We start from the raw sequence: 26,756 nt of genomic DNA, 5'->3' as shown, positions 1-26,756 counted from the left end.
CGTTGTCTTTCCGGGCGGCGGTGACCCTTCGGGCCTGCGGGCCTCCCGGCGCGGCGGCGGTCTCGCTTACGATGGCCGTTGCGGTGGGGACCACCTGCCGTGCCCGCGCCCGAGTCATGACAAGACCCAGTGCCAGGCCCGACCGGCAAGGAGACCAGCCTCAGTGTCCGTCTTCAACAAGCTCATGCGTGCAGGCGAAGGCAAGATCCTGCGCAAACTGCACCGCATCGCGGACCAGGTCAACTCCATCGAAGAGGACTTCGTCAACCTCTCCGACGCCGAGTTGCGGGCTCTCACCGAGGAGTACAAGCAACGGTACGCCGACGGCGAGAGCCTCGACGACCTGCTCCCCGAGGCCTTCGCGACCGTCCGCGAGGCCGCCAAGCGCGTCCTCGGCCAGCGCCACTACGACGTGCAGCTGATGGGCGGCGCCGCCCTGCACCTCGGCTACGTCGCCGAGATGAAGACCGGTGAGGGCAAGACCCTCGTCGGCACCCTCCCGGCGTACCTGAACGCGCTGTCCGGCAAGGGCGTGCACCTGATCACGGTGAACGACTACCTCGCCGAGCGCGACTCCGAGATGATGGGCCGCGTCCACAAGTTCCTCGGCCTGGACGTCGGCTGCATCCTGGCCAACATGACGCCGGCCCAGCGCCGTGAGCAGTACGCCTGCGACATCACGTACGGCACGAACAACGAGTTCGGCTTCGACTACCTGCGCGACAACATGGCGTGGTCCAAGGACGAGCTCGTCCAGCGCGGCCACAACTTCGCCTGTGTCGACGAGGTCGACTCCATCCTGGTCGACGAGGCCCGGACGCCGCTGATCATCTCCGGTCCGGCCGACCAGGCCACGAAGTGGTACGGCGACTTCGCCAAGCTGGTCACCCGCCTGACCCGCGGCGAGGCCGGAAACCCGCTCAAGGGCATCGAGGAGACCGGCGACTACGAGGTCGACGAGAAGAAGCGCACCGTCGGCATCCACGAGTCCGGCGTCGCCAAGGTCGAGGACTGGCTGGGCATCGACAACCTCTACGAGTCGGTGAACACCCCGCTCGTCGGCTACCTGAACAACGCCATCAAGGCGAAGGAACTGTTCAAGAAGGACAAGGACTACGTCGTCATCGACGGCGAGGTCATGATCGTCGACGAGCACACCGGCCGTATCCTCGCCGGCCGCCGCTACAACGAGGGCATGCACCAGGCGATCGAGGCGAAGGAAGGGGTGGACATCAAGGACGAGAACCAGACCCTCGCCACGATCACCCTCCAGAACTTCTTCCGTCTCTACGACAAGCTCTCCGGCATGACCGGTACGGCCATGACCGAGGCCGCGGAGTTCCACCAGATCTACAAGCTCGGCGTCGTCCCGATCCCGACGAACAAGCCGATGGTCCGCAAGGACCAGTCCGACCTGATCTACCGCACCGAGGTCGCCAAGTTCGCCGCCGTCGTCGACGACATCGCGGAGAAGCACGAGAAGGGCCAGCCGATCCTCGTCGGCACGACGTCGGTCGAGAAGTCCGAGTACCTCTCGCAGCAGCTGTCCAAGCGGGGCATCCAGCACGAGGTCCTCAACGCCAAGCAGCACGACCGTGAGGCGACGATCGTCGCCCAGGCGGGCCGCAAGGGCGCCGTCACGGTCGCCACCAACATGGCCGGCCGAGGCACCGACATCAAGCTCGGCGGCAACCCGGACGACCTCGCCGAGGCGGAGCTGCGCCAGGCGGGTCTGGACCCGGTCGAGCACGTCGAGGAGTGGGCCGCGGCCCTTCCCGGCGCCCTGGAGCGTGCCGAGAAGGCCGTCAAGGCGGAGTTCGAGGAGGTCAAGTCCCTCGGCGGGCTCTACGTCCTGGGCACCGAGCGCCACGAGTCGCGCCGTATCGACAACCAGCTGCGCGGCCGTTCGGGCCGTCAGGGAGACCCGGGCGAGTCCCGCTTCTACCTCTCCCTCGGCGACGACCTGATGCGGCTGTTCAAGGCGCAGATGGTCGAGCGCGTCATGGCCATGGCCAACGTTCCGGACGACGTGCCGATCGAGAACAAGATGGTCACCCGCGCGATCGCCTCCGCGCAGTCGCAGGTGGAGACCCAGAACTTCGAGACGCGCAAGAACGTCCTGAAGTACGACGAGGTCCTCAACCGGCAGCGCGAGGTCATCTACGGCGAGCGCCGCCGTGTCCTGGAGGGCGAGGACCTGCACGAGCAGATCCAGCACTTCATGAACGACACGATCGACGACTACATCCGCCAGGAGACGGCCGAGGGCTTCGCGGAGGAGTGGGACCTCGACCGCCTGTGGAACGCCTTCAAGCAGCTGTACCCGGTGAAGGTCACCGTCGAGGAGCTGGAGGAGGCGGCGGGCGACCGCGCCGGGATCACCGCCGAGTTCATCGCCGAGTCCGTCAAGGACGACATCCACGAGCAGTACGCGGCCCGGGAGAAGTCGCTCGGCTCGGACATCATGCGCGAGCTGGAGCGCCGTGTGGTGCTGTCCGTGCTCGACCGCAAGTGGCGTGAGCACCTCTACGAGATGGACTACCTCCAGGAGGGCATCGGCCTGCGCGCGATGGCCCAGAAGGACCCGCTGGTCGAGTACCAGCGCGAGGGCTTCGACATGTTCACCGCCATGATGGAGGGCATCAAGGAGGAGTCCGTCGGCTACCTGTTCAACCTGGAGGTCCAGGTCGAGCAGCAGGTCGAGGAGGTCCCGGTGCAGGACGAGGCCGGCCGGACCTCGCTGGACAAGAAGGACGCGGTGCCGGCCGGTGCCGGACGTCCGGAGATCCGCGCCAAGGGGCTCGACGCCCCGCAGCGGCCGGACCGGCTGCACTTCTCCGCGCCGAAGGTGGACGGGGACGGCTCGGTCGTCGAGGGCGACTTCATCGCCGACGGCGCCTCCTCGGGTGACGGCATGACCCGCGCGGAGCGGCGCAAGGCGCAGAAGAGCAGCGGCGGGCGTCGCCGCAAGAAGTAACACCGACGGCGGCCGCACGGCGGTCGCCCACGGCGGTGAAGCGAAGGGGCCGGACACCTGGTGAGGTGGAGGGCCCCTTCGTCATGTCCGGCCGCCCGGTGAGGTGGACGGCCCCTTCGTCATGTCCGGGTGGCCTGGGCGGGCACGCGCGCGGGGAGGCTGTTCCCGGGGCCGTTTCCGCTCCGGGAGACGCTCGCGCTCCCCGATCCGTCGGCGTTGCCGTGCTGGAGGCCGTGGCCCGGCCCGTATCCGTTCGCGGGCCCGTTCCCCGGGCCGTATCCGTTCGCGGGTCCGTTCCCCAGCCCGTTCCCCGACCCGTCTCCGAGGCCGTCCACCTCGACCGCGGCGCAGCGCCAGCGGCCGTCCGCGCCGCGCTCCAGACGGAACGCCAGGGCCCTGACCCGGTCGCCGACGGCGATGCTCGCGAATGCCTCGACGGCCCCCGGCCGTGGCTGGTGGACGGAGCAGCGGCGCAGCACGGGGCGGGGGCCGCAGGATCGCAGGGGTGTCGCCGGGGCCAGCCGGACCAGCTGTTCGTAGGCCGCGCCGACCGTCCGGCCGAGCATCCAGTGGACGGGCCGGTCGCCGGTCAGGACGGCGAGGAGACGTTCGGCGAAGACGGTGTGCGGCGGGAGGGCGAGCGGCGCCGTGCGGGGGCGTTGCGGGGCGGCGGGCCGGGTACCGGCGGAGCCGCGGGGGCCGGTGCCGGCCGGGCCGCGCGGGGCGGAGCGGGGGCGGGGTGTCCGGGGGCGGGTGGTCGCGCCCGCCGGGGCCGGGCGACCGGCCGCCGAGGAGCCCGGGGCGGTGGTGGCGGGCGGCGTGCTCCGCGCTGCGCGGGCCGTCGTGGTGGCGGTGCTGTCCATGGGCGTCCCCGTCCCTCGCGCCCGTTGGTCTACCGGGCGGTAACTTCTGTTGGGGATCTTGTACGGGCAGGCTCCGAGCCCTCGCAAGGCGCGACGGTCGACGGGGCGGGGGCCTTCGGGATTCACCTATCCGGGTGAGACGGCGGGTGCGGGAGGCTGCGGGAGCCGAGGCCGGGGCATGCGTGCGGATGACCGGCGAGAGGGCGGCCCCGCAGCCCCGAAGGGGGACTCCGCACGTATCCTGAGTGCGTCCTCCGACTACGAAAGCGGCCAGCCATGCGCGTGTACGTCCCCCTGACCCTCCCCGGTCTCGCACAGGCGCACAAGGCGGGCGAGCTGGGCCCGGGCCCGCTGACCGCCTACGCCGTCACCCCCGTGCTGCGCGAGTGGTACGTCTCCGACGACATCGAGGAGCTGGAGTACGCCGCGCTCAACCGGGCGGCGGCCGCCTCCCTGCGCATGCTCGCCGGGGACCCCTCGGCGGCCCGGCGCCGGATCGTCGTCGCCGTCGACGTGCCGGACAAGGACGCCGTGGTCGACCCCGACCGCGGACTGGACGCCGGCTCCCTCGGCGAGGTGCGTATCGCCGGAGCCGTACCGCTGGCCAAGGCGGCAGCCGTGCACGCCGACGCGGACGACGCCGAGGCGGACGTCTCGGCGGCAGCCGACGCGCTGGGCGCGGCGGACCAGGGCGACGACGACGCCCGGTTCACGGTGGACGGCGCGGAGGACCACGAGCTGCTCTGGTTCGGCGTGCAGGAGATCCCGGGCCTGCTGGCCTGACGTACGGCGTTCCGGCGGGCGCGCGGGCGGTGCCCGCGCGGGCCGGCGGGCAGCGGGCCGCCTCGGACCCGGGCCGTCGGGCGCGGCCGCCCTCAGGTGTGGTCGCGCCGACGCCCCATCGCACCCCGCTCCCGCCGGCCGGGAACGGTTGTCGGAGCGTGCCGGTACCGTCTTCGCATGGGGAAGCACGGGACGAAGCGGCGGGGCAAGCATCTGGTCTGGGACTGGAACGGCACGCTGCTCGACGACATCCAGGCCGTCATCGACGCGACGAACGCGGCCTTCGCCGAGCTGGGCCTGGCGCCGATCACGCTCGCCCGGTACCGGGACCTGTACACGGTGCCGGTGCCGAAGTTCTACGAACGGCTGATGGGACGGCTGCCCACCGAGGCGGAGTGGGCGCTGATGGACGGCATCTTCCACCGCCACTACTGGCAGCGGGCCGACGGCTGCGGTCTGACCGCCGGGGCGGCGGAGCTGCTCGCCGCCCGGCAGGCGTCGGGGTTCACCCAGTCCCTGCTCTCCCTCGCCCCGCACGCGGAGCTGGTGCCGCTGGTCCGGCGCCACGGGATCGAGGAGCGGTTCGTCCGCGTGGACGGGCGGATCGGCACCTCCACGGCGGGCAAGGCCGGACACATGGTGCGCCACCTCGCAGCTCTCCAGGGCGTCGAGCCGGAGCGGATCGTGGTCATCGGAGACGCGGCGGACGACGCCCTGGCGGCGGCGCACGTCGGCGCCAGGGCCGTGCTCTACACCGGGGGGTCCCACAGCCGGTCCAGCCTGGAGGCCGTAGGCGTGCCGGTCGTCGACTCCCTCACGGAGGCGGTCGCGGTGGCGGAAGAGCTGGTCTAGGGCCGGACAGCGGCGGCGGCCCGAGGGCGCCGGTGCAGGGCCGGGGGCCATGGTCCTGGAAAGCGCGGCGGATGCCGGTCCGGAGGGCGGGCCGGGCACCGGAAGCGCCCGTCCCCGCCCCGCCGGGCGGCGCGCCCGCCCCCGGCCGAGGGATGCGCGGGCCGGGTGCGGCCCCCAGCGTCGGAAGCGGCCTGCCCTCCCGTGCGGCGCGCCGCCCCTGGCTGAGGGTTGCGGGCCGCCCCGCCCCCAGGGCGTCGGAAGCGGCCCGTCCCGCCTTCCGGGCGGCCTCAGCCCTTGGCGCGCAGGACCTTCAGGAACTCGCGCATCCAGGTCGGGTGGTCCGGCCAGGCGCGGGACGACACCAGGGTGCCGTCGACGACCGCCTCGGTGTCCTGGAAGCTCGCGCCCGCCGCCTGCATGTCCAGCTCCAGGGCCGGATACGCCGTCACCCTGCGGCCCTCCAGACCGCCGATCGCGGCCGTCAGGAGCGGCCCGTGGCAGATCTGGGCCACCGGCTTGTCCGCGTCGAAGAAGGACTTCAGGATCTTGCGCAGCTCGGGGTCGTTGCGGAGGTACTCCGGCGCCCGGCCGCCCGGGATCACCACCGCCACGTAGTCGCCCGGATCGACCTCCGAGAAGGCCAGGTCGGCGGGCCAGGTGTAGCCGGGCTTCTCGGTGTACGTGTCGAAGCCCGGCTCGAAGTCGTGCACGACGAAGCGCAGCTGTTTCCGCGCGGGCGCGGCGATGTGGACCTCGTACCCCTCTTCGAGCAGCCGCTGGTACGGGTACATCACCTCCAGCGACTCCGCCGCGTCCCCGGTCACGATCAAGATCTTCGCCATTGACGACTCCCACATCCGGTGGTGGTGGTGCCTCACGCTTCGTAGTATCGCCGTCACACTCCCGGCGGCACCGCGCTTTGCCAAGAGGACTTTCGTCGCTGTCCATAACGTCAAACTTCCACCCCCGCTTTTGTACACATACGGCTCATGACGGGTCGGGGGGAGGGAGCGATAGGCTTTTCCCGTGATCAGCGCGATACGCCGTGGGGGCAGCGAAGCCCCCGGCCTCCGCCCGGCCCGCGACAGCGGCCGGGCCGACAGGGCGTTCGCCGGCCTTCACCGTCCGAGCGCGCCGCGCACTGTGGCCGAATCCGGCTCGGACATCTCCCACCGCGGCATAACGTCGTCTTCGACCGGTACACCCGCGTCGTGGCGTTGTGTCCTTTCTTCCACCGACGTCACGCAACGGCGCGCGACAGGAGCCAGAGGACATGCAGACCAAGCTGGACGAAGCCAAGGCCGAGTTGCTCGAGAGGGCCGCTCGGGTAGCTGAGAACAGCCCGGTCGGGGGGCGACTTCCGACGGGGCCCGAGCACGGGGAGAGGCCCGACCGGGACACCCTGCTCGACTACCTCCAGCGCTACTACCTGCACACCGCGCCCGAGGACCTCACCGACCGCGACCCCGTGGACGTCTTCGGCGCCGCGCTCTCGCACTACCGGCTGGCCGAGAACCGCCCGCAGGGCACGGCCAACGTGCGCGTCCACACCCCGACGGTGGAGGAGAACGGCTGGACCTGCAGCCACTCCGTCGTGGAGGTCGTCACCGACGACATGCCCTTCCTCGTGGACTCCGTGACGAACGAGCTCTCCCGCCAGGGCCGCGGCATCCACGTCGTGATCCACCCGCAGGTCCTCGTCCGCCGGGACGTCACCGGCAAGCTCGTCGAGGTGCTCACCGCCGAGAACGGCGGGACGGCCAAGGCCGGACTCCCGCACGACGCGCTCGTCGAGTCCTGGATCCACGTCGAGATCGACCGCGAGACCGACCGCTCCGACCTCAAGCAGATCACCGCCGACCTGCTCCGCGTCCTGTCCGACGTCCGCGAGACGGTCGAGGACTGGGAGAAGATGCGCGACGCGGCGATGCGCATCGCCGACGGGCTCCCCGACGAGCCCATGGCCTCCGACCTGCGCCCCACCGAGGTCGAGGAGGCGCGTGAACTGCTCCGCTGGCTCGCCGCCGACCACTTCACCTTCCTCGGCTACCGCGAGTACGAGCTGGTCGACGGCGACGCGCTGACCGCCGTCCCCGGCACCGGCCTCGGCATCCTGCGCTCCGACCCGCACCACAGCGGCAAGGGCGACCACCACGCCCCGGTCTCGCCCTCCTTCAGCCGGCTGCCCGCCGACGCCCGGGCCAAGGCGCGTGAGCACAAGCTGCTCATCCTCACCAAGGCCAACAGCCGCTCCACGGTGCACCGCCCCTCGTACCTCGACTACATCGGCGTGAAGAAGTTCGACGCCGAGGGCAACGTCATCGGCGAGCGCCGCTTCCTCGGCCTCTTCTCCTCCGCCGCGTACACCGAGTCCGTGCGCCGCGTGCCCGTGGTCAGCCGCAAGGTCCAGGAGGTCCTGGACGGCGCCGGCTTCTCGCCCAACAGCCACGACGGCCGCGACCTGCTCCAGATCCTGGAGACCTACCCGCGCGACGAGCTGTTCCAGACCCCGGTCGACCAGCTGCGGTCCATCGTCACCAGCGTCCTGTACCTCCAGGAGCGGCGGCGCCTGCGGCTCTACCTGCGCCAGGACGAGTACGGGCGCTACTACTCCGCCCTCGTCTACCTCCCGCGCGACCGCTACACCACCGGCGTCCGGCTGCGGATCATCGACATCCTCAAGGAGGAGCTCGACGGCACCAGCGTCGACTTCACCGCCTGGAACACCGAATCGATCCTCTCCCGCCTGCACTTCGTCGTCCGCGTCAAGCCCGGCACCGAACTCGCCAAGCTGACCGACGCCGACGCCGACCGCATCGAGGCCAGGCTCGTCGAGGCCGCCCGGTCCTGGGCCGACGGCTTCGGCGAGGCCCTGAACGCCGAACTCGGCGAGGAACGCGCCGCCGAACTGCTGCGCCGCTACGGCAACGCCTTCCCCGAGGGCTACAAGGCGGACCACTCGCCCCGCGCCGCCGTCGCGGACCTGGTCCGCCTGGAAGAGCTCGGCCGGACCGGCAAGGACTTCGCGCTCTCGCTGTACGAGCCGGTCGGCGCGGGCCCCGGCGAGCGCCGCTTCAAGATCTACAAGACGGGTCCCCAGGTCTCCCTCTCCGCCGTCCTGCCGGTGCTCAACCGGCTCGGCGTCGAGGTCGTCGACGAGCGGCCGTACGAGCTGCGCTGCGCCGACCGTACGCACGCCTGGGTCTACGACTTCGGCCTGCGGATGCCGACCGGAAACGGCGACCACCTCGCCGACGACGCCCGCGAGCGGTTCCAGGAGGCGTTCGCCGCCACCTGGACCGGTGAGGCCGAGAACGACGGCTTCAACGCGCTGGTGCTCGCCGCCGGCCTCAACTGGCGTCAGGCGATGGTGCTGCGCGCCTACGCGAAGTACCTGCGCCAGGCCGGTTCGACCTTCAGCCAGGACTACATGGAGGACACCCTCCGCGACAACGTCCACACCACCCGGCTGCTCGTCTCGCTCTTCGAGGCGCGAATGTCCCCGGAGCGCCAGCGCGCCGGCACCGAGCTGACCGACGGGCTCCTGGAGGAGCTGGACGGCGCCCTCGACCAGGTCGCCTCCCTCGACGAGGACCGGATCCTCCGTTCCTTCCTCACCGTCATCAAGGCGACCCTGCGCACCAACTTCTTCCAGAAGTCCGCGGACGGCAGGCCGCACGCGTACGTCTCGATGAAGTTCGACCCGCAGGCGATCCCCGACCTCCCCGCGCCCCGTCCGGCGTTCGAGATCTGGGTGTACTCGCCGCGCGTCGAGGGCGTGCACCTGCGCTTCGGCAAGGTCGCCCGAGGCGGTCTGCGCTGGTCCGACCGGCGTGAGGACTTCCGGACGGAGATCCTCGGCCTGGTCAAGGCGCAGATGGTGAAGAACACCGTCATCGTGCCCGTCGGCGCCAAGGGCGGCTTCGTCGCCAAGCAGCTCCCGGACCCGTCCGTGGACCGCGACGCCTGGATGACCGAGGGCATCGCCTCCTACAAGACCTTCATCTCGGCGCTGCTCGACATCACCGACAACCTCGTCGCCGGCGAGGTCGTGCCCCCGGTCGACGTGGTCCGCCACGACGAGGACGACACCTACCTCGTCGTCGCCGCGGACAAGGGCACCGCGACCTTCTCCGACATCGCCAACGAGGTCGCGGTCGCCTACGGCTTCTGGCTCGGCGACGCCTTCGCCTCCGGCGGCTCGGCGGGCTACGACCACAAGGGCATGGGCATCACCGCCCGCGGCGCCTGGGAGTCCGTGAAGCGGCACTTCCGCGAGCTGGGCCACGACACCCAGACCGAGGACTTCACCGTCGTCGGCGTCGGCGACATGTCCGGCGACGTCTTCGGCAACGGCATGCTGCTCTCCGAGCACATCCGGCTCGTCGCCGCCTTCGACCACCGGCACATCTTCATCGACCCGAACCCGGACGCGGCCGTCTCGTACGCCGAGCGGCGCCGCCTCTTCGAGCTGCCCCGCAGCTCGTGGGCCGACTACGACACCGCGCTGCTGTCGGCGGGCGGCGGGATCCACCCGAGGACCGCCAAGTCGATCCCGGTCAACGCCGCCATGCGCGCGGCCCTCGGCATCGCGGACGGCGTCACCAAGATGACCCCGGCCGAGCTGATGCAGGCCGTCCTGCACGCCCCCGTCGACCTGCTGTGGAACGGCGGCATCGGCACGTACGTCAAGTCGGCCGCCGAGACCCACGCCGACGTCGGCGACAAGGCGAACGACGCCATCCGCGTCAACGGCGAGGACCTCCGGGTCAAGGTCGTCGGCGAGGGCGGCAACCTCGGTCTGACCCAGCTCGGCCGCATCGAGTTCGCCCGCAAGGGCGGCCCCGACGGCGAGGGCGGCAAGGTCAACACCGATGCCATCGACAACAGCGCCGGTGTGGACACCTCCGACCACGAGGTCAACATCAAGATCCTGCTCAACGGGCTCGTCACCGAAGGCGACATGACCGTCAAGCAGCGCAACATCATCCTCGCGGAGATGACCGACGAGGTCGGCGGGCTCGTCCTGCGCAACAACTACGCGCAGAACGTGGCCCTGGCCAACGCCGTCGCCCAGTCGCCGTCGCTGCTCCACGCCCACCAGCGCTTCATGCGCCGACTGGGCCGCGACGGACACCTCGACCGCGCGCTGGAGTTCCTGCCCAACGACCGGCAGATCCGCGAGCTGCTCAACAGCGGCAAGGGCCTGAGCCAGCCGGAGCTCGCCGTCCTCCTCGCGTACACCAAGATCACGGTGGCCGACGAGCTGATCCACACCGAGCTGCCGGACGACCCGTACCTGCGCGGACTGCTCCACGAGTACTTCCCGACGCTGCTGCGCGAGAAGTTCCCGGAGGCGATCGACACCCACGCGCTGCGCCGGGAGATCATCACCACGATCCTGGTCAACGACACCGTCAACAGCGGTGGCTCGACCTTCCTGCACCGCCTCCGCGAGGAGACCGGCGCGTCGATCGAGGAGATCGTCCGCGCGCAGACCGCCGCCCGCGCCATCTTCCGGCTCGGCGAGGTCTGGGACGCCGTCGAGGCGCTCGACAACCGGGTCCCGGCCGACGTGCAGACCCGGATGCGGCTGCACTCCCGCCGTCTGGTCGAGCGCGGTACGCGCTGGCTGCTCGGCAACCGGCCGCAGCCGCTCCAGCTCGCCGAGACCATCGGCTTCTTCGGCGAGCGGGTCGAGCGGGTCTGGGGCGAGCTGCCGCAGCTGCTGCGCGGCGCGGACCTGGAGTGGTACCAGTCGATCCTGGACGAGCTGACGTCCGAGGGCGTCCCGGAGGAGCTGGCCCTGCGGGTCGCCGGGTTCTCCTCCGCCTTCCCGACGCTCGACATCGTCGCGATCGCGGACCGTACGGACCAGGACCCGATGGCGGTCGCCGAGGTCTACTACGACCTGGCCGACCGGCTGCGGATCACCCAGCTCATGGACCGGATCATCGAACTGCCGCGTGAGGACCGCTGGCAGTCGATGGCCCGCGCCTCCATCCGCGAGGACCTCTTCGCCGCGCACGCCGCCCTCACGGCGGACGTGCTGTCGGCGGGCGACGACACCTCGACGCCGGAGGAGCGCTTCAAGGCCTGGGAGCAGAGGAACGCGGCCATCCTGGGGCGGGCGCGGACGACCCTGGAGGAGATCCAGGGCTCGGAGACGTTCGACCTGGCCAACCTGTCGGTGGCGATGCGGACGATGCGCCAGCTGCTGCGCGCCCACACCTGACCGGCCGAGTGACGGCGAAGGGCCCCGCCGGGTTTCCGGCGGGGCCCTTCGCCGGGCGCCTTGTGGCCGTGTGCCTGTGGTCGTCGGCCTCCCGGCCGCCGGCTCCTTGGCTGGCGGCCCCTTGGCTGCCGGCCTCCTCGGCCTCGGGGCTCGGACCTCGGTCCCTCACACGTCGTCGTCCTGGCGCACGGCGACCGACGCCGTCCACAGGCGCCGTGCGGCCACGACTGCCGCCGCGAGCAGCAGGCCGTTGCGGACGACCATGACCGCCAGGCCCCGGTCGGTGCCGGCCACCACCTCGTCGTAGAGGACGGGGTACGCGAGCGAGCTGAGCGCCGCGGCCGGCAGGAGCAGCAGCACCACCGGGCGCATCACGGTCTCCCGGCAGGTGAGGCAGACGGCAGCGAGGCCGAGCAGCCAGACCATGTACTGGGGGCTGATGACCCTGCTGGTGACGGTGAAGAGCAGGACGGCGGCCAGCGCCGCGTCCAGGGGGGTGGCCGCGGTCCAGGTGCGGGCCCGCAGTCGCCACAGCAGGAGCCAGACGAAGGCCAGGACGGTCAGGAGCAGGGCGAACCGGCCGATGCTGGAGACGTACGGGCCGACGTACTCGAAGGCGCCGTAGCGGTACTCCACGGTCCCCGGCCAGACGCCCGACGCCCTGCCCAGCGCGAGCGCGGTGCCGCCGAGCGACTCGATCTGGACGCCACGGCTGCCCTGCTGGCGAAGGAAGCCGAGGGAGTCCGAGAAGCAGAGCGCCAGGGTGGTGAGCAGGGCGGCGGCGGTGACGGCTGCGGCGGTCCAGGTCTCGCGGGTGGTACGGCCCCGGGGGGTGCCGATCAGTGTGAGCACCGGCCACACCTTGACCAGCGCGCCGACGGCGGCCAGGGCCCCGCCGAGGACCCGGCCGACGGCGAACCGCGACTTCATCGCGAGGAGGGCGAGGACGGCGAGGGCGGTGACCTGCACGTCGTACCGCGCGAGGGGCAGGTGCAGGAGCAGGGGCAGACCGCAGACCCAGACCCAGGAGCCGTGGGTGAGGCGGTGGCTGTCCGCGCGGGCGAGGGCGAGGACCACGGCGGCGTCGGCGAGGAGGGTGAGGGCGACGAAGGCCTGGAAGTACGTGAGCCAGGGCAGCGCGCCGGGGGACATGATGACGAGCCCGGCGCCGGGCGGGTACTGCCAGGTGACGTCGCCCACCGGGAAGGTGCCGTGCGCGAACTGGCGGTACCAGTGCTGGTAGAGGACGTGCACCTCGCGGCCCACGCCGCCGACGCCCAGGCTGTCGCGCAGCAGGAGCAGCAGCATGCCGGCCCGGGTGACCATCCAGACGACGGCCAGGGCGATCCAGGGGCCGCGGCCGACGGCGACGAAGGTGGCCGCCGTGAACGTCTCCGACTCGAAGGGCGAGCCGGTGAGTCCGGGGGGCGCGGGGGCACAGCCGGGCGGCGACTCCGCCCGGTCACCGGAGCCGGTCCGCGAGCCGGTGCCGGTCCGCGAGCCGGTGCCGGTCCGCGGGTCGGTCCGCGAGCCGGTGCCGGGCTCGATTCCGGGCTCGGCGACCGGGCCCGGGGTGCCGGTGGCGCTGCCGGGCGGGGGTGCTGGGGTGGAGTCTCGATGCGTCGTCATCGGAACTGCACTCTATGGCGCTTGGTGGCCTTATCTCCCTTTTTGTCCCGCCGTCCTGGTGACGTCCTCGTGCGCGTCCACCACCTCCGCCGCCGGGCCGGCCGGACCCGGGCGGGCATCGTTTCCTCGGCGATTCCCTCAATTGTTCGAACCGATCAGGCCAATCGCCTCGCCTCGCCTCGCCTCGCCTCGCGCCGAAGCCGAAGCCCCGCCCTCGTCCCCGTACGGCGTCCGTGCCGTGCGTCGCTCCGGCGCCGCTACTTCACCGCGCCCGCCATCACGCCCGAGACGAACTGCCTCTGGAAGGCGAAGAACACCGCCAGCGGGATCACCATCGAGACGAACGCGCCCGGCGCCAGGACGTCGATGTTGTTGCCGAACTGGCGGACCTGCTGTTGCAGCGCCACCGTGATCGGCGGCGAGTCGGAATCCGCGAAGATCAGCGCGACGAGCATGTCGTTCCACACCCAGAGGAACTGGAAGATTCCCAGCGAGGCGATCGCCGGTCCGCCCAGTGGCAGCACCACCCGGGTGAAGAGCCGGATCTCGCCCGCCCCGTCGAGACGCGCCGCTTCGAGCAGCTCCCTCGGGATCTCCGCGAAGAAGTTCCGCAGCAGGAAGATCGCGAACGGGAGGCCGAACGCGGTGTGGAACAGGACGACCCCGAGCGTGGTCTCGAAGATCCCGATCGTGCCGAAGAGCTTCGAGACGGGTACGAGCGCGACCTGGACCGGGACGACGAGGAGGCCGACCACCACGAGGAACCACCAGTCCCGGCCCGGGAAGTCCAGCCAGGCGAAGGCGTACCCGGCGAGCGAGCCGATCACGACCACCAGGACGGTCGCCGGGACCGTGATCAGGATGGTCGAGACCAGCGAGCCGGTGATCGTCTCGTCGGCGAGGAGGTCGGCGTAGTTCTCCGTGGTGAGCTGCGCCGGGGCGGTGAAGACCTTCCACCAGCCGCTCTCGCTGATGTCGGACGGGCCGCGCAGCGACGACAGCAGTAGGCCGACCGTGGGCATCAGCCAGAAGAGTCCGACGAGGACGAGGAAGACCCGCATCGCGCCCCCGGCGGCCCGGGAGGCGATCCGTGCGCCCAGGCCGTCCTCACGCTTCGACGCGGTCACCGGCGGGCCTCCTTTCGCATGCGGCGGATGTTGAAGGCCATCACCGGGAGCACCAGCAGGAGCAGCAGGACGGCGATCGCGGAGCCGATGCCGAGATCCGCGTCCGTGCCGAAAGACGACCGGTACAGCTGGAGCGCCAGGACGTTCGCGTCGTCCTGCGCCGAGCCCGGCGCGATGATGAAGACCAGGTCGAAGACCTTGAGGACGTTGATCATGAGGGTCACCAGGACCACGGCGAGGACGGGTGCGAGGAGCGGGACCGTGATGCGGCGGAAGACCTGCCACTCGTTCGCCCCGTCGACGCGGGCCGCTTCGAGGAGTTCGCGTGGCATGCCGGCCAGGCCGGCGGCGATCAGCATCATCGCGAACCCGGCCCACATCCACACGTAGCTGCCGATGACGGCGGGCGTGACGAGTGAGGGGCCGAGCCACTCGACGCCGTTGTACTGCTCCCGGAAGTTGCTCGCCGGCAGCCGCAGGACGGCTCCGTCCGCGGTGGCCGGCAGGACGAACCGTCCGTCGGCGGCGGCCGTGGTGCTCGCGACGACCCGGCCGTCCTTCACCGCCTCGATCCGCAGCCCCTGGAGACCGAGCTCCTTCGGGTCGACGACGTTCGGCTTTCCGCCCCCGCCCCTGGTGAAGTCCAGCCAGGCCGTGCCGGCGATCCCACCCGGCGCGGTCGCGGCGGTGCGCGCCGGCCGGGCGTCCGGGGGCATCTGCGCCGGCGGGACCCCGATCAGCGGAAGCTGTGCGGACTCGCCCGCGCGGACGGGGTCCTTCGTGACGTACGCGCCGCCGCCCGCCGCCTCGAGCGGATGCACCGGGAGGGGGCGGGCCCGCGGGAAGACGGACGACTCGGCGAAGGTGTCGTGCACCCCGACCCAGACGGCGTTGGCGACCCCGCGGTCCGGATCCTGCTCGTAGACGAGGCGGAAGATGATCCCGGCGGCGAGCATCGATATCGCCATGGGCATGAAGACGACCAGCTTGAACGCCGTCCCCCAGCGCACCCGCTCGGTGAGCACCGCGAAGATCAGCCCGAGAGCGGTGGCGACGGTCGGGGCGAAGACCACCCAGATCGCGTTGTTCCTGACCGCCGTGAGGAGGGTGTCGTCGGTGAAGAGTTCCCGGTAGTTGTCCAGGCCGGCGAAGGAGGTCCCGGCCGTGTCGAAGAACGACCGCTGGACGGAGTACCCGATCGGGTAGACGACGAGCGCACCGAGCAGCAGCAAGGCGGGGAGGAGGAACCCAGCCGCCACCGCCTTACGGGTGCCGGTGACGCTCTTGTACGGAGTGCGGGGCGTGCCTTGCCCCCCTGTGCGCGGCACCGAAGCCATGACGGCGGCTCAGCTCCGGTACGCCTTGGCCGCGTCGGCCTCCAGCCGTGCCTGGGTCCCCGCGATGTCCTTCGGGTTCTTGAGGAAGTCCTGGAGCGCCTTCCACTCGCCCTTGCCGGGGGTTCCGCCGAACGACTGCGGCATCTGGTCCGACATGTCGAAGCGGAAGTCGTCGCCGGCCTCGATCAGCGCTTTGGCGATCTTCCGCTGGACGTCGTTCGGATACGCGGCCGGGTCCAGGTTCCTGTTGGGGGAGAGGAAACCGCCGGAGCCCGCCCAGATCCTCGCCGCGTCGGGGGAGGCGAGGAAGGTCAGCAGCGCCTGCGCGCCCTTGGTGTCCTTCAGCGCCACCGCCGCGTCGCCGGCCGTCACGACCGGGGACTCCGCGCCCACGGCGGGGAACGGGAACACCTTCGCGTCCGTACCGATCTCGGCGTCCGTCTGCGCGATGTTGACGGCGGCGAAGTCGCCCTCGAACACCATCGCGCCCTTGGGCTGGTCGCCGCCCGTGAACGTCTGGGTGACCGAGGCCGGGAACTCCGTCTGCAGCGCGCCGTCCGCGCCGCCCGCGATGAGGGCCGGCTTGCCGAACAACTGTGCGAGGGTGGTCAGGGCCTGGGTAACGGACGGATCCGTCCACTTGATCGCATGCCGGGCCAGTTGGTCGTACTTCTCCGGGCCCGCCTGGGAGAGGTAGACGTTCTCGAACCAGTCCGTGAGGGTCCAGCCGTCGGCGCCGCCCACCGAGACGGGGGTGACGCCGGAGGCCGAGATGGTCTCGGCGGTGGCGAGGAACTCCTTCCAGGTCTTGGGCTCGGAGGCGCCCGCGTTCTCGAAGGCAGCGCTGTTGTACCAGATCAGGGACTTGTTGGCGGCCTTGAAGTAGACGCCGTACTGCGTGCCGTCGACCGCGCCGAGGTCCTGCCAGCCCTGGGAGTAGTTCTTGGCGAGCTGCGCCTTTGCCTCCGGGCCGACCGGCTTGATCCACTTCTGGGCGGCGGCCTGCTTGATCGCGCCGACCTGGGGGAGCATCGCCACGTCCGGCGGGGCACCGCCGGCGATCTTCGTACCGAGGAAGTTCACGATCGGGTCCTGGGCCGGAACGAAGGTGACGGTCGCGCCCGTGCGCTTCTCGAACTCCTTCAGGACCTTCGTGAAGTTCTCCTGCTCGGGGCCCGTCCAGACGGCGGCGACCTGGATGTTCTCGCCTTTGAGGGAGGGGAGGGAGACCGAGCCCCCGCCGTTCTCCGCGGTGCTGGTGGGACCGGCCGGCGGCCCTGCTTCCTTGCTCTCGCCGCCGCAGCCCGCGAGGGCGAGTGCGGTGAACGCGGTGATGGCGGTGATCGTCGTCGCGGCTTTGCGTGTACGAAGAGGTGTACGCATGACTGCCCCGTCTCCCTGTGCGCGTGCTCGTCCCGTGCTCGTGCCAGTGCCGACAGGTCTACGCCCGGTGATCGGGGGCCCGCAATACCGCCTCCCGCGCCGGGCGGGGGATCGTGATGGGCTCGTGACGGACGCGGCGGGGCGGGATCGGGTGGCACCGGACGGGACCGGATGGGGCGGGCGGAGCCGGGGACGGTGGGCGGGCGCGGGCGGGCCAGGCGGGCCGCGCGGTGGGACCAGGTCGAAGGCGTCTCGGGTCGAAGGCGGGTCAGGGCAGCGGTGCGTCGGTGCGTGGGTGCGTCCGGGTGGCGAGGCGTCCGGGTGGCGGAACGTCAGGGGTGGCGGGGCGTCAGGGCGTCACGGGTGGACGGCGGGTGCGGTGAGGGGCGCCACGGGGGTGGCCTCGACGGAGCGGGCCGCGCGGTCGAGGGCGCTGGCGAGGAGGGCCAGATCGGTCGGGCCGTTGCCCAGCTCGCGCACGGGTCTGCGGGTGGGCGGGTCGCCCATCCGCTCCCACTCCAGGGGGACCACGGTCGGCCGGAGCGTCGCCGTCCGCGGGATCCGGCTCGTGACGCGTCCCGCCTGGAAGGCGGTCACCCGGCCGTCCGGGTGCCCGAGCCGCCCCCGGCCGGGCGCGGGCTCCTCGGAGCCGGGCGTCGCGGGGGGAGCGTCGAGCACGATCCGCAGCCGGGCGCCGTGGGCCAGCTCCGTGTCCGCCGTACGGTCCGGGCGGGCCGACGCCGCGACGAGGTGCACCCCGAGCCGCGCGCCGCCTCGCACGACGGCTTCGAGAGCCCGTACGACGGAGCCGGCGGCGGGTCGCCCGGGGGCGCCGAGGGCGGGCGCCACCAGCGCGTCGAAGTCGTCCACGAGGACGACGAGCCGGGGAAGCGCCACGGACGTGCCGCTCTCGCCGGGGCCCCCGGCGAGAACGTCGCCGACCGGGGTCGCTTCCGTCCGCGCCCTCGGCGACCCGTCCCCGGGCGACTCGGACTCCGGGGCCGGGCGCGGGACCCGGCCGCTGGACCGGTCGGCGAGATCGGCGCTGCCCCGCAACGGCAGCCGGCCGCTGGGCCGGTCGCCGAGCGTGCCGTCCCCGCCGGGGTAGGGGGTGCGGCCGCTGGGGGAGGGCGGGAGGTCGTCGGGCGTCCGGCGGAGGGGCCGCCCCCCGGGCGTGCCGTCGCCTCCGGGGCGGGAGGGGCGGGACGGGGAGTCCGCCGGGTCGGCGCCCGGCTGCCGGAGGCCGGGGCGGTCGCCCGTCGGGGACTGGCCCAGGCGCAGGGTGCGGCTGCTGGGGAGGTACGTCAGGTCCTCGGGTCCGGTCCTGACCGTGCGGCCGCTCGGGCGGTCGGTCGGGCGCTCGCCCGCCGTGCCGTCCGGGCCCGGACGGTCCGTGCGGCCCGAGGAGCCGCGCGGGTCCGGGACACGGGCCGTCGCACGCGCGCCCGGCGCCACGCTCTCCGCCGGGCTCGCCGCCCGCTGCGCGACCAGGCGGTCCGTGACGGGACGCCGCAGGGCCATACGGCGGTCCGCGAAGTGCCCGTCGCCCAGCAGCTCGGCGCGGCGCTTGAGCTCCGCGCCCAGCGCCTGGGCGAACGCGCGCATGCGGACCGGGTCGGAGGCGACCAGGTGCTCGGTGACATGGGGCAGTTCCGTGCAGGCCGCCAGGCCCTCGCCCCGCTCGCCGCCCGCACCGTCCACCAGGAGCAGCCCCAGCCGGTCGGGGCGGCCCCCGGCCGCGAGGGAGGCGGCGATCGACCGCAGCAGCTCCGTGCGCCCGCTGCCGGCCGGTCCCTCGATGAGCAGATGGGGTCCCTCCGCCGTCAGGTCGACGGAGACCGGCCCGCGCGGCCCCGCCCCCAGCACGACCGTCCCGTCCGCCGCCGACGCCCAACGGGCCAGCAGCGAGGCCGGGGTCGCCCGGGCGAGACCCAGCTCGTCGAGCAGCCGGGCGGACCGGGGCAGCGCCGCCGCGGCCCGGCCGCGCGGTGCGGCTGCCGCTTCCGTGCGCAGCGGGGCCAGGGCCCGCCCGAAGCGCTCGGCCCAGGCGACCGAGACGGCGTCCACGACGCCCACGGTGCCGTGTCCGGCGGCTCGCCCCCCGGCCGTGCGCAACAGTCGCAGGGCCGTCGCCACATCACCGCTCAGCAGGGCGACGGCCCCGCACTCGCGGAAGGGGAGGGAGACCGCGCACGCGCTCTCGTACGTCGCCGCCACCGGCGAGACCGGTGAGGCGGCGGGGGCCTCGGCGAGGCAGATCAGATGGATGCCGGCGGCCGCGCCCGCTCCGGCGAGCCGCGCGGTCGTCTCGCGCAGCGCCGCCGAACCCGGGTCCCCGTCCACGATCACGACCGTGGCCGGGCCTTCGTGGCGGGCGGCGGCCTCGGCGACGGCCGCGCGGTCGGCGCTCGGCCAGCCGGGGCCGAGCGGTCCGTCGTCGAGACGGCGGGTGAGTTCGGTCGTACGGGCCTCGGCCTGCTCGCGGTCGTAGGCGAGGAGCAGGCGGCAGTCCTGACCGTGCGCGGGTCGCAGATGGGGGAGCCAGCCGAGCCAGCCCCAGGCGCGGCGCCGCTCCTCCAGGGAGCGGCCGCGGTCCGCGCTGATCAGCACGATCTCCAGCTCGGCGGGGGAGTGCAGGGCGGCGAGCTGGGCCACGACGGAGCGGGCGAGACCGGCGAGGCGGTCACCGGGCCCGGCCAGTCCGAGCGACCCGGCCTCCCGCAGCCCGACGGTGACGGGCACGCCGGACAGCTCGGCGCGATCGGTCGTCCCCAGCCGGACCACGAGCGCTTCGGGGTGGCCCGGTCCGCGCTCCCAGAGCCGGGGGCCCGGGCCGAGCGCGGTCAGCAGCACGGCGGCCGGGTCCGGCCAGGTCTCGGGGGCCGGGAGCGGCCGCCCGTCCGCCCGGTCCGCGGCGAACACCCCGCCGACGCCGGGGCCGTCGCCCGCCTCGGCGGGCGTCGCCTCGCCCCTGGCCCCGGTCAGCCGGCGCGCCCACGCCCCTATCCCGCGCTTGCCGCGCACCGGAGGGGCGGCCTGACGGCGGGTCCTGCCGTGGGCCTCGCCCTCGGCGTCCCAGGGCTCCTCGGCGCGCGCGTGGCCGAGGGGGCCTCCGTGGGTGGCGTCATCGGTGCGGGAGTGGGCGGGGTGGGGGCGCAGCCCGTCGCGCGCGGTGGCCGCGCCCGGCGCCGGGGCGGGGACCGGCCAGGAGTCCGTGGCGCGGTCCGCCGCGGCACCGTGCGGGCCGGCGCCCGCGGGGCCGGTGGCCGGGTCCCGCCGCGAGTCCGGGGGCGTCCCGCCCGTGCGAAGGCCGTCGTCCGTGCCGGCGCGGCGGGCGTCCGTGACCGCCCGGTCGCGCGCGTCCGCGGGGTGCCCGGTCCCGGAGGGCGTTCCCGATGCCGTCCCCGAGGCGGTGCTCCGGTCGGGGCCCGCGCCGGTCCCGGCCGGGTCGCCTCCGGCCCCGGTCCCGACCCGCAGGTGGCCTTCGCCGTCGGGGGTCGTGGGCAGCGAGTCCGTACCGCAGTCGCCCGGGCCGGCCAGGCGCACCGCGGACTCGCCCAGACGCAGGAGCGCGCCGGGCGCCAGGCGGACGGGGCGGGCGCCGACGGGCTCGCCGTCCAGCGTCGTGCCGTTCGTCGAGCCGAGGTCCGCGACCGTGACCCGGCCGTCGTCGCCGACCGTCACCGTGCAGTGCACCCGGGAGACGTCGGGGTCGTCGAGCGGGACGTCCGCGTCGAGGGAGCGGCCGACCCGGATCGGGCCGCCGTGCAGGAGGTGCACCCCGCCGGCGTCCGGACCCGCGACCACGTGGAGCCGGGCCGAGGCGCCTTCGCCCACCCGGTCGTCCTCGCCGGGGACCTGGAGGGTGAGGACCGCGCCGTCGACCAGCGGGGGCTCGCCGAGGGAGCACCGCCGGGTGTCGAGCCGCTCGCGGCCGGCGTAGAGCACGGTGGTGCCGGAGGAGGAGGTCTCCGGGCCGGAGACGGCCGCGGCGAGCTGGGAGGCCACGGCTGCCAGCGCCGTCCCCGCGGGGGCGGTGACGAGCACGTCGCAGGCGCGCCCGGTGCCGTGGCCGGCGTGCGGCGCGAGGACGGTCAGCCGGATCTGCATCGCCGTCAGCGGTCCCTTCTGCGCGTGGTGCCCGGCAGGGGAGCCGCCCTGTGACCTCCCCCACCCGCACGGACGCGTCGTCCGGTACAGGTCGGCACGGCGCGGGGCTCCCGACCCCTCGATGCGACGTGCTGTGTGCATCCTCGCACCTGCCGCTGACAACCCGCCCGCGGGTCGCCTCGAAGTGATCTTGAATGGTCGGCTGTGGACGTAAAAGTGCCTGGTTGGGCACGGCTCGCGTCGCTTCCCGCAACCTCCGGTACGACAAATGCGTCTTGTTTTCGGACAAGTCCTGCGCCGGAATCGGCCGTCTCGCGATCGTCCGCTGACCCGTTCGGCGGCACTAAAGTGGGTTGGACCCCCGGACGGGTCACAAAAGAGGACAGGGACCGCGGGGGGTCCAGGACCACGATCAGCAGGGAGCGCGTGACGTGCGGCCAATCGGCAGCAAGTACCTGCTCGAGGAGCCGCTCGGCCGCGGCGCCACGGGCACCGTCTGGCGAGCCCGCCAGCGGGAGACGGCGGGCGCCGAGGCCGCCGTGCCGGGCCAGCCCGGAGAGACCGTCGCGATCAAGGTCCTCAAGGAGGAGCTGGCCAACGACGCGGACATCGTGATGCGCTTCTTGCGCGAGCGGTCCGTGCTCCTCCGGCTCACCCACCCCAACATCGTGCGGACCCGCGACCTGGTCGTCGAGGGTGACGTCCTCGCCCTCGTCATGGACCTCGTCGAGGGCCCGGACCTGCACCGCTACATCCGTGAGAACGGTCCGCTCACCCCGGTCGCCGCGGCTCTGCTCACCGCGCAGATCGCCGACGCCCTCGCCGCCAGCCATGCCGACGGCGTCGTCCACCGCGACCTCAAGCCCGCCAACGTCCTGCTCGCCGAGCGCGACGGACGGATGCACCCGATGCTCACCGACTTCGGCATCGCGCGCCTCGCCGACTCCCCCGGCCTGACCCGCACGCACGAGTTCGTCGGCACGCCCGCGTACGTCGCGCCGGAGTCGGCCGAGGGCCGCCCGCAGACCTCCGCCGTCGACATCTACGGCGCGGGCATCCTGCTCTACGAACTGGTCACCGGCCGTCCTCCGTTCGCGGGCGGCACGGCCCTGGAGGTCCTGCACCGGCACCTCAGCGAGGAGCCGCACCGCCCCTCGACCGTCCCGGGGCCCCTGTGGACGGTGATAGAGCGCTGCCTGAGCAAGAACCCGGACCGCCGGCCCAGCGCCGAGAACCTGGCCCGCGCCCTGCGCACGGTCGCGTCGGGCATCGGCGTGCACGCCACGCCCGCGCAGATCGAGGCGGCCGACGGCGTCGGGGCCCTGCTCGGTCCCGACCCGGCGCCCGCGCCGGTCCCGGAGACGCCCGGAGCGGCCGACCCGACCCAGGTGCTGCCCAGTGGCGCCGGGGCCCACCAGTACGACCCGGCCGCCGCCACCAGCGTCATGCCGACCAGCGGTCCGGGGGCGGGCGCCGACCCGACCGCGGTCCTGCCGCCCGTACCCGCCCAGCCGCCGCAGGCTCCGCAGAGCGACGAACCGCACCCCTGGCAGAGCCAGCTGCGCGCGGCGCGGGACCGCAACGAGCAGACGCAGGTGCAGTACCTGGACCCGAGCCAGGACCCGCTGCGCCGGCGCCCCCAGCGCCAGCCGCAGCCCTACACGCCGCAGCCTCAGCCGCCGCAGCGACAGCAACCGCAGCAGTACCAGCAGCCGCAGCACCAGCAGCCCCAGCACCAGCAGCGGCCGCCGCAGCGGCAGCAGTACGCCCCGCAGCAGCCTCCGCAGCAGCAGTACGCGCCGCAGCCTCAGCAGCAGCAGTACCGGCCGCCGCAGCCGCCGCCCCAGGCGCCGGCCCCGCGTGAGCCGCGCCCGCCGCGCGCACGCAGCGCGAACCCCATGCGGATCCCCGGGCTCGGCTGCCTCAAGGGCTGTCTGTTCACGATCGTGCTGTTCGTGGTCGCCGGCTGGCTCATCTGGGAGCTGACCCCGCTGCAGAGCTGGGTCGCCGAGGGCAAGGGCTACTGGGAGGCGATCGGGGACATGATCTCGTCGGTCTCCACCTGGGTCTCCGAACTCGGCAGCAGCACGGGCAGCGGGACGACCACGGGCGGTACGGGGCACTAGTTCCGCCCCCTACCGGCGGTACGGGGCGGCAGTACTGCCGATTTATCGACTTCCGAGGGGTGATTTCCCCTCGGAAGTGACGACCGGCGCCCGGGGACGCGTAACTTTGTCGCGACCGCCAGCCGCTGAGGGAGCAGTCTTGGCACGGAATATCGGCAGCCGCTACACGGCCCATCAGATCCTCGGGCGGGGCAGCGCCGGCACGGTGTGGCTCGGCGAGGGCCCCGAGGGACCCGTCGCCATCAAGCTGCTGCGCGAGGACCTGGCCTCCGACCAGGAGCTCGTCGGACGCTTCGTCCAGGAGCGGACCGCCCTGCTCGGTCTCGACCACCCGCGGGTGGTCGCCGTCCGCGACCTCGTCGTCGACGGCAACGACCTCGCGCTCGTCATGGACCTGGTCCGCGGCACCGACCTCCGCACCCGTCTCGACCGCGAGCGGCGGCTCGCCCCCGAGGCGGCCGTCTCGATCATCGCCGACGTCGCCGACGGGCTCGCGGCGGCGCACGCCGCCGGAGTCGTCCACCGGGACGTCAAGCCGGAGAACATCCTCCTCGACATGGAGGGACCTCTCGGCCCCGGCGGCTCCCATCCCGCGCTCCTCACCGACTTCGGTGTCGCCAAGCTCATCGACACCCCGGGCCGCACCAAGGCCACCCGGATCATCGGGACCCCGGACTATCTGGCCCCGGAGATCGTCGAGGGCCTGCCCCCGCGCGCCGCGGTCGACATCTACGCCCTGGCCACGGTGCTGTACGAACTCCTGGCCGGGTTCACGCCCTTCGGCGGCGGCCACCCCGGCGCGGTGCTGCGCCGGCACGTCACCGAGACCGTCGTCCCGCTGCCGGGCATCCCCGAGGAGCTGTGGCAGCTGATCGTCCAGTGCCTGGCGAAGGCGCCCGCCTCCCGCCTGCGCGCCTCGGAGCTGGGCGTCCGGCTGCGGGAGGTCCTTCCGCTGCTCGCCGGCATCCCGCCGCTCGACGTGGACGAGCCGGACGCCGAGCCCGCCGCCGAGCCGCAGGACGAGGACCCGTACCCGACGGGCGCCGCCGCGACGGCCGGTGGGCCCGCCCCGCGCCGGGCCGCCGTCCCGCTGGTCCCGGGCGCCTCGCCCGACTCCAACCGCGACACGCACACCTCCATGCGCGTGCCCGCCCCCGACGAGCTCTCCGGCGGTCCGCTGGGCACCGCCCGCGCCCCCCGCCCGGCGGGCGCCCGGCGCCCCGGCTCCGCCCGCCACAAGGCGGAGGCGGTCCGCAAGCGCCGTCTCACCCTCTCCATCGCCGCCGTCGTGGTCGTCGGCGCCCTGGGCGCGGGCGGCTACCTGGCGACGGCGGGCGACTCCGACACCCCGCCGCAGGACTCCAAGACGTCCACGCATCCCTGAGATCCCCGGGCCCGGCCCGACTGACGCCCCCGGCCCGGACCGGGGACCCGGCCCCCTCGACCCGGCCCACCGCCCCGGGCCGGGCCCGCCCGGCCCGGGACCCGTCCTCCGCAGGCCGCTCCGCCCCCGGGAGGCGGGCGGCGGGCCGGGGATCGGCGGGGAGCCGTTACGCTGGACGCGTGGCAGTCGTCGATGTATCCGAAGAGCTGAAGTCCCTCTCCTCGACCATGGGGTCGATCGAGGCCGTCCTGGACCTCGAACAGTTGAGGGCCGACATCGCCGTGCTCGAAGAGCAGGCCGCGGCCCCGTCCCTCTGGGACGACCCGGAGGCGGCGCAGAAGATCACCAGCAAGCTTTCGCACCTCCAGGCCGAGGTCCGCAAGGCCGAGGCCCTGCGCGGCCGGATCGACGACCTCGCGGTGCTCTTCGAGCTCGCCGAGGAGATGGACGACCCGGACACCCGCACCGAGGCCGAGGCGGAGCTGGTCTCCGTCCGCAAGGCGCTGGACGAGATGGAGGTCCGTACGCTCCTGTCCGGCGAGTACGACGAGCGCGAGGCGCTCGTCAACATCCGCGCCGAGGCGGGCGGCGTCGACGCCGCCGACTTCGCCGAGCAGCTCCAGCGCATGTACCTGCGCTGGGCCGAGCGCCACGGCTACGGCACGGAGATCTACGAGACCTCGTACGCGGAAGAGGCCGGCATCAAGTCGACCACCTTCGTGGTGAAGGCCCCGTACGCCTACGGCACGCTCTCCGTCGAGCAGGGCACCCACCGCCTGGTGCGCATCTCGCCCTTCGACAACCAGGGCCGCCGTCAGACCTCCTTCGCGGGCGTCGAGATCCTCCCGGTCGTGGAGTCGTCCGACCACGTGGAGATCGACGAGTCCGAGCTGCGCGTGGACGTCTACCGGGCGTCGGGCCCGGGCGGCCAGGGCGTCAACACCACGGACTCGGCGGTGCGCATCACGCACATCCCGACCGGCATCGTGGTCTCCTGCCAGAACGAGCGCTCGCAGATCCAGAACAAGGCGAGCGCCATGAACGTCCTCCAGGCCAAGCTCCTCGAGCGCCAGCGCCAGGAGGAGCGGGCCAAGATGGACGCCCTGAAGGGCGACGGCGGCAGCTCCTGGGGCAACCAGATGCGTTCGTACGTCCTGCACCCGTACCAGATGGTCAAGGACCTGCGCACGGAGTTCGAGGTCGGCAACCCGCAGGCGGTCCTGGACGGTGAGATCGACGGCTTCCTGGAGGCCGGCATCCGCTGGCGCAAGCAGCAGGAGAAGTAAGGACTTTCGGCTCACCGCGCCGGGCCCCTCGCACACGTCGAGCGAGGGGCCCGGCGTTTTCGCGCCCCACGGCCGGCGCGAGCGAGGAGGCTGACGAACCGTCAGGTCGCCAGGCGTCGTTCGCGGGCGCAAGCGGAAACACCGCTGGTGGGGAGCTTTGTCGACAAGGGAACTGCCGTGGGAGAGGCGGAAGTTCCGCGTTTACGTCACAGTTGCATCCCCGCATGCCGGTCACCTGGTGATCTTTCGGGCATCGCACGCGCAACGACCTTGACGCGTATGCGGAAACTCGCAAGGGTGACACGCGGCATGCGTAATTCTGGGGCGCGTGTGAAGGGGGACCGGTTGAGTGATCGCCGCTCCCCAGGCCCGCGGCCCCGGGCGCAGCCCCATGACGAGATTGAGCTACTGGGGGTAGCAGGCATATGACGAAGAAGACGCGGGTTCGCCTCGCGCGGATAGCTGCCGGGACGGTAGTCGTCGCCGGTGCGTCCCTGACCGCGGCCGGTGCCGCGCAGGCGGTCGGTGTAGGGGTCGAGATCGGCGGCCTCAGCGCCTCGGTCGAGGTCGCCTCCGACCCGTGTGAGGAAGTGGGCGGAGTCTGCGAGGAGACCACCGGCGGCGGTGGTGAGGAGACCACCGGTGGCGGTGGTGAGGAGACCAC

Annotated in this window: 14 protein-coding genes and 1 pseudogene; 8 read left to right on the top strand and 7 right to left on the bottom strand. The window is 72.9% G+C overall.

The window, feature by feature from the left end:
• Window positions 1-163 precede the first annotated feature (163 nt).
• The gene (gene secA, locus AB0K65_RS10650; RefSeq protein WP_365715408.1) at window positions 164-2,977 is read left to right on the top strand and encodes a preprotein translocase subunit SecA; all 2,814 of its coding nucleotides are present in this window, start codon (window positions 164-166) and stop codon (window positions 2,975-2,977) included.
• 119 nt (window positions 2,978-3,096) lie between these two features.
• On the opposite strand, the gene AB0K65_RS10645 is transcribed toward secA, so the two are convergent.
• Window positions 3,097-3,840 carry an Rv3235 family protein gene (locus tag AB0K65_RS10645; protein ID WP_365715407.1) on the bottom strand — a complete coding sequence of 248 codons (744 nt, stop codon included), beginning with the start codon at window positions 3,838-3,840 and terminating at the stop codon, window positions 3,097-3,099.
• 276 nt (window positions 3,841-4,116) lie between these two features.
• On the opposite strand from AB0K65_RS10645, the gene AB0K65_RS10640 reads away from it, so the two are divergent.
• The gene (locus AB0K65_RS10640; protein ID WP_365715406.1) at window positions 4,117-4,623 is read left to right on the top strand and encodes a hypothetical protein; all 507 of its coding nucleotides are present in this window, start codon (window positions 4,117-4,119) and stop codon (window positions 4,621-4,623) included.
• Window positions 4,624-4,800: 177 nt separating this feature from the next.
• Entirely contained in the window at window positions 4,801-5,475 is a 675-nt protein-coding gene (locus AB0K65_RS10635; RefSeq protein ID WP_365715405.1) for an HAD family hydrolase, read from the top strand.
• 287 nt (window positions 5,476-5,762) lie between these two features.
• Here AB0K65_RS10635 and AB0K65_RS10630 read toward each other — a convergent pair whose 3' ends face one another.
• Window positions 5,763-6,317 (bottom strand): DJ-1/PfpI family protein, encoded by a 555-nt coding sequence (locus AB0K65_RS10630; RefSeq protein WP_365715404.1) that lies wholly within the window; start codon window positions 6,315-6,317, stop codon window positions 5,763-5,765.
• Between the two features lie 431 nt (window positions 6,318-6,748).
• On the opposite strand from AB0K65_RS10630, the gene AB0K65_RS10625 reads away from it, so the two are divergent.
• The gene (locus AB0K65_RS10625) at window positions 6,749-11,710 is read left to right on the top strand and encodes an NAD-glutamate dehydrogenase (RefSeq protein ID WP_365715402.1); all 4,962 of its coding nucleotides are present in this window, start codon (window positions 6,749-6,751) and stop codon (window positions 11,708-11,710) included.
• A gap of 165 nt (window positions 11,711-11,875) precedes the next feature.
• Here the strand turns inward: AB0K65_RS10625 and AB0K65_RS10620 are convergent, their stop codons facing one another.
• The 5 genes from AB0K65_RS10620 to AB0K65_RS10600 all read right to left on the bottom strand — a co-directional run bounded on the left by AB0K65_RS10620 (window position 11,876) and on the right by AB0K65_RS10600 (window position 21,296).
• The gene (locus AB0K65_RS10620; protein ID WP_365715433.1) at window positions 11,876-13,036 is read right to left on the bottom strand and encodes a glycosyltransferase 87 family protein; all 1,161 of its coding nucleotides are present in this window, start codon (window positions 13,034-13,036) and stop codon (window positions 11,876-11,878) included.
• 560 nt (window positions 13,037-13,596) lie between these two features.
• A complete protein-coding gene (locus AB0K65_RS10615) occupies window positions 13,597-14,400 on the bottom strand; it encodes a carbohydrate ABC transporter permease (protein WP_365715432.1) in 804 nt (267 codons plus the stop codon).
• A gap of 62 nt (window positions 14,401-14,462) precedes the next feature.
• Window positions 14,463-15,803, bottom strand: coding sequence for a sugar ABC transporter permease (locus tag AB0K65_RS10610; RefSeq protein WP_365715401.1), 1,341 nt, complete (start codon window positions 15,801-15,803; stop codon window positions 14,463-14,465).
• Between the two features lie 9 nt (window positions 15,804-15,812).
• Complete coding sequence (locus tag AB0K65_RS10605) at window positions 15,813-17,186, bottom strand: extracellular solute-binding protein (RefSeq protein WP_365715400.1); 1,374 nt, start codon at window positions 17,184-17,186, stop codon at window positions 15,813-15,815.
• A gap of 357 nt (window positions 17,187-17,543) precedes the next feature.
• Window positions 17,544-21,296, bottom strand: coding sequence for an FHA domain-containing protein (locus AB0K65_RS10600; protein WP_365715431.1), 3,753 nt, complete (start codon window positions 21,294-21,296; stop codon window positions 17,544-17,546).
• 431 nt (window positions 21,297-21,727) lie between these two features.
• Between AB0K65_RS10600 and AB0K65_RS10595 the strand changes: the two genes are divergently transcribed.
• The 4 genes and pseudogenes from AB0K65_RS10595 to AB0K65_RS10580 all read left to right on the top strand — a co-directional run.
• Window positions 21,728-23,422, top strand: a complete 1,695-nt coding sequence (locus AB0K65_RS10595) for a serine/threonine-protein kinase (RefSeq protein ID WP_365715399.1) — start codon at window positions 21,728-21,730, stop codon at window positions 23,420-23,422.
• Window positions 23,423-23,561: 139 nt separating this feature from the next.
• Window positions 23,562-24,806, top strand: a complete 1,245-nt coding sequence (locus tag AB0K65_RS10590) for a serine/threonine-protein kinase (RefSeq protein ID WP_365715398.1) — start codon at window positions 23,562-23,564, stop codon at window positions 24,804-24,806.
• A gap of 179 nt (window positions 24,807-24,985) precedes the next feature.
• Window positions 24,986-26,092, top strand: a complete 1,107-nt coding sequence (gene prfB / locus AB0K65_RS10585) for a peptide chain release factor 2 (protein WP_365715396.1) — start codon at window positions 24,986-24,988, stop codon at window positions 26,090-26,092.
• A 425-nt stretch (window positions 26,093-26,517) separates the two neighbouring features.
• Window positions 26,518-26,756: pseudogene (locus tag AB0K65_RS10580) on the top strand (hypothetical protein); the annotation flags it as partial.

This window comes from Streptomyces sp. NPDC053755, from assembly GCF_040677675.1.
GTDB lineage: Bacteria > Actinomycetota > Actinomycetes > Streptomycetales > Streptomycetaceae > Streptomyces.
The sequence above is the reverse complement of the archived record's forward strand: the minus strand, read 5'-3'. Positions and strand labels throughout refer to the sequence as shown.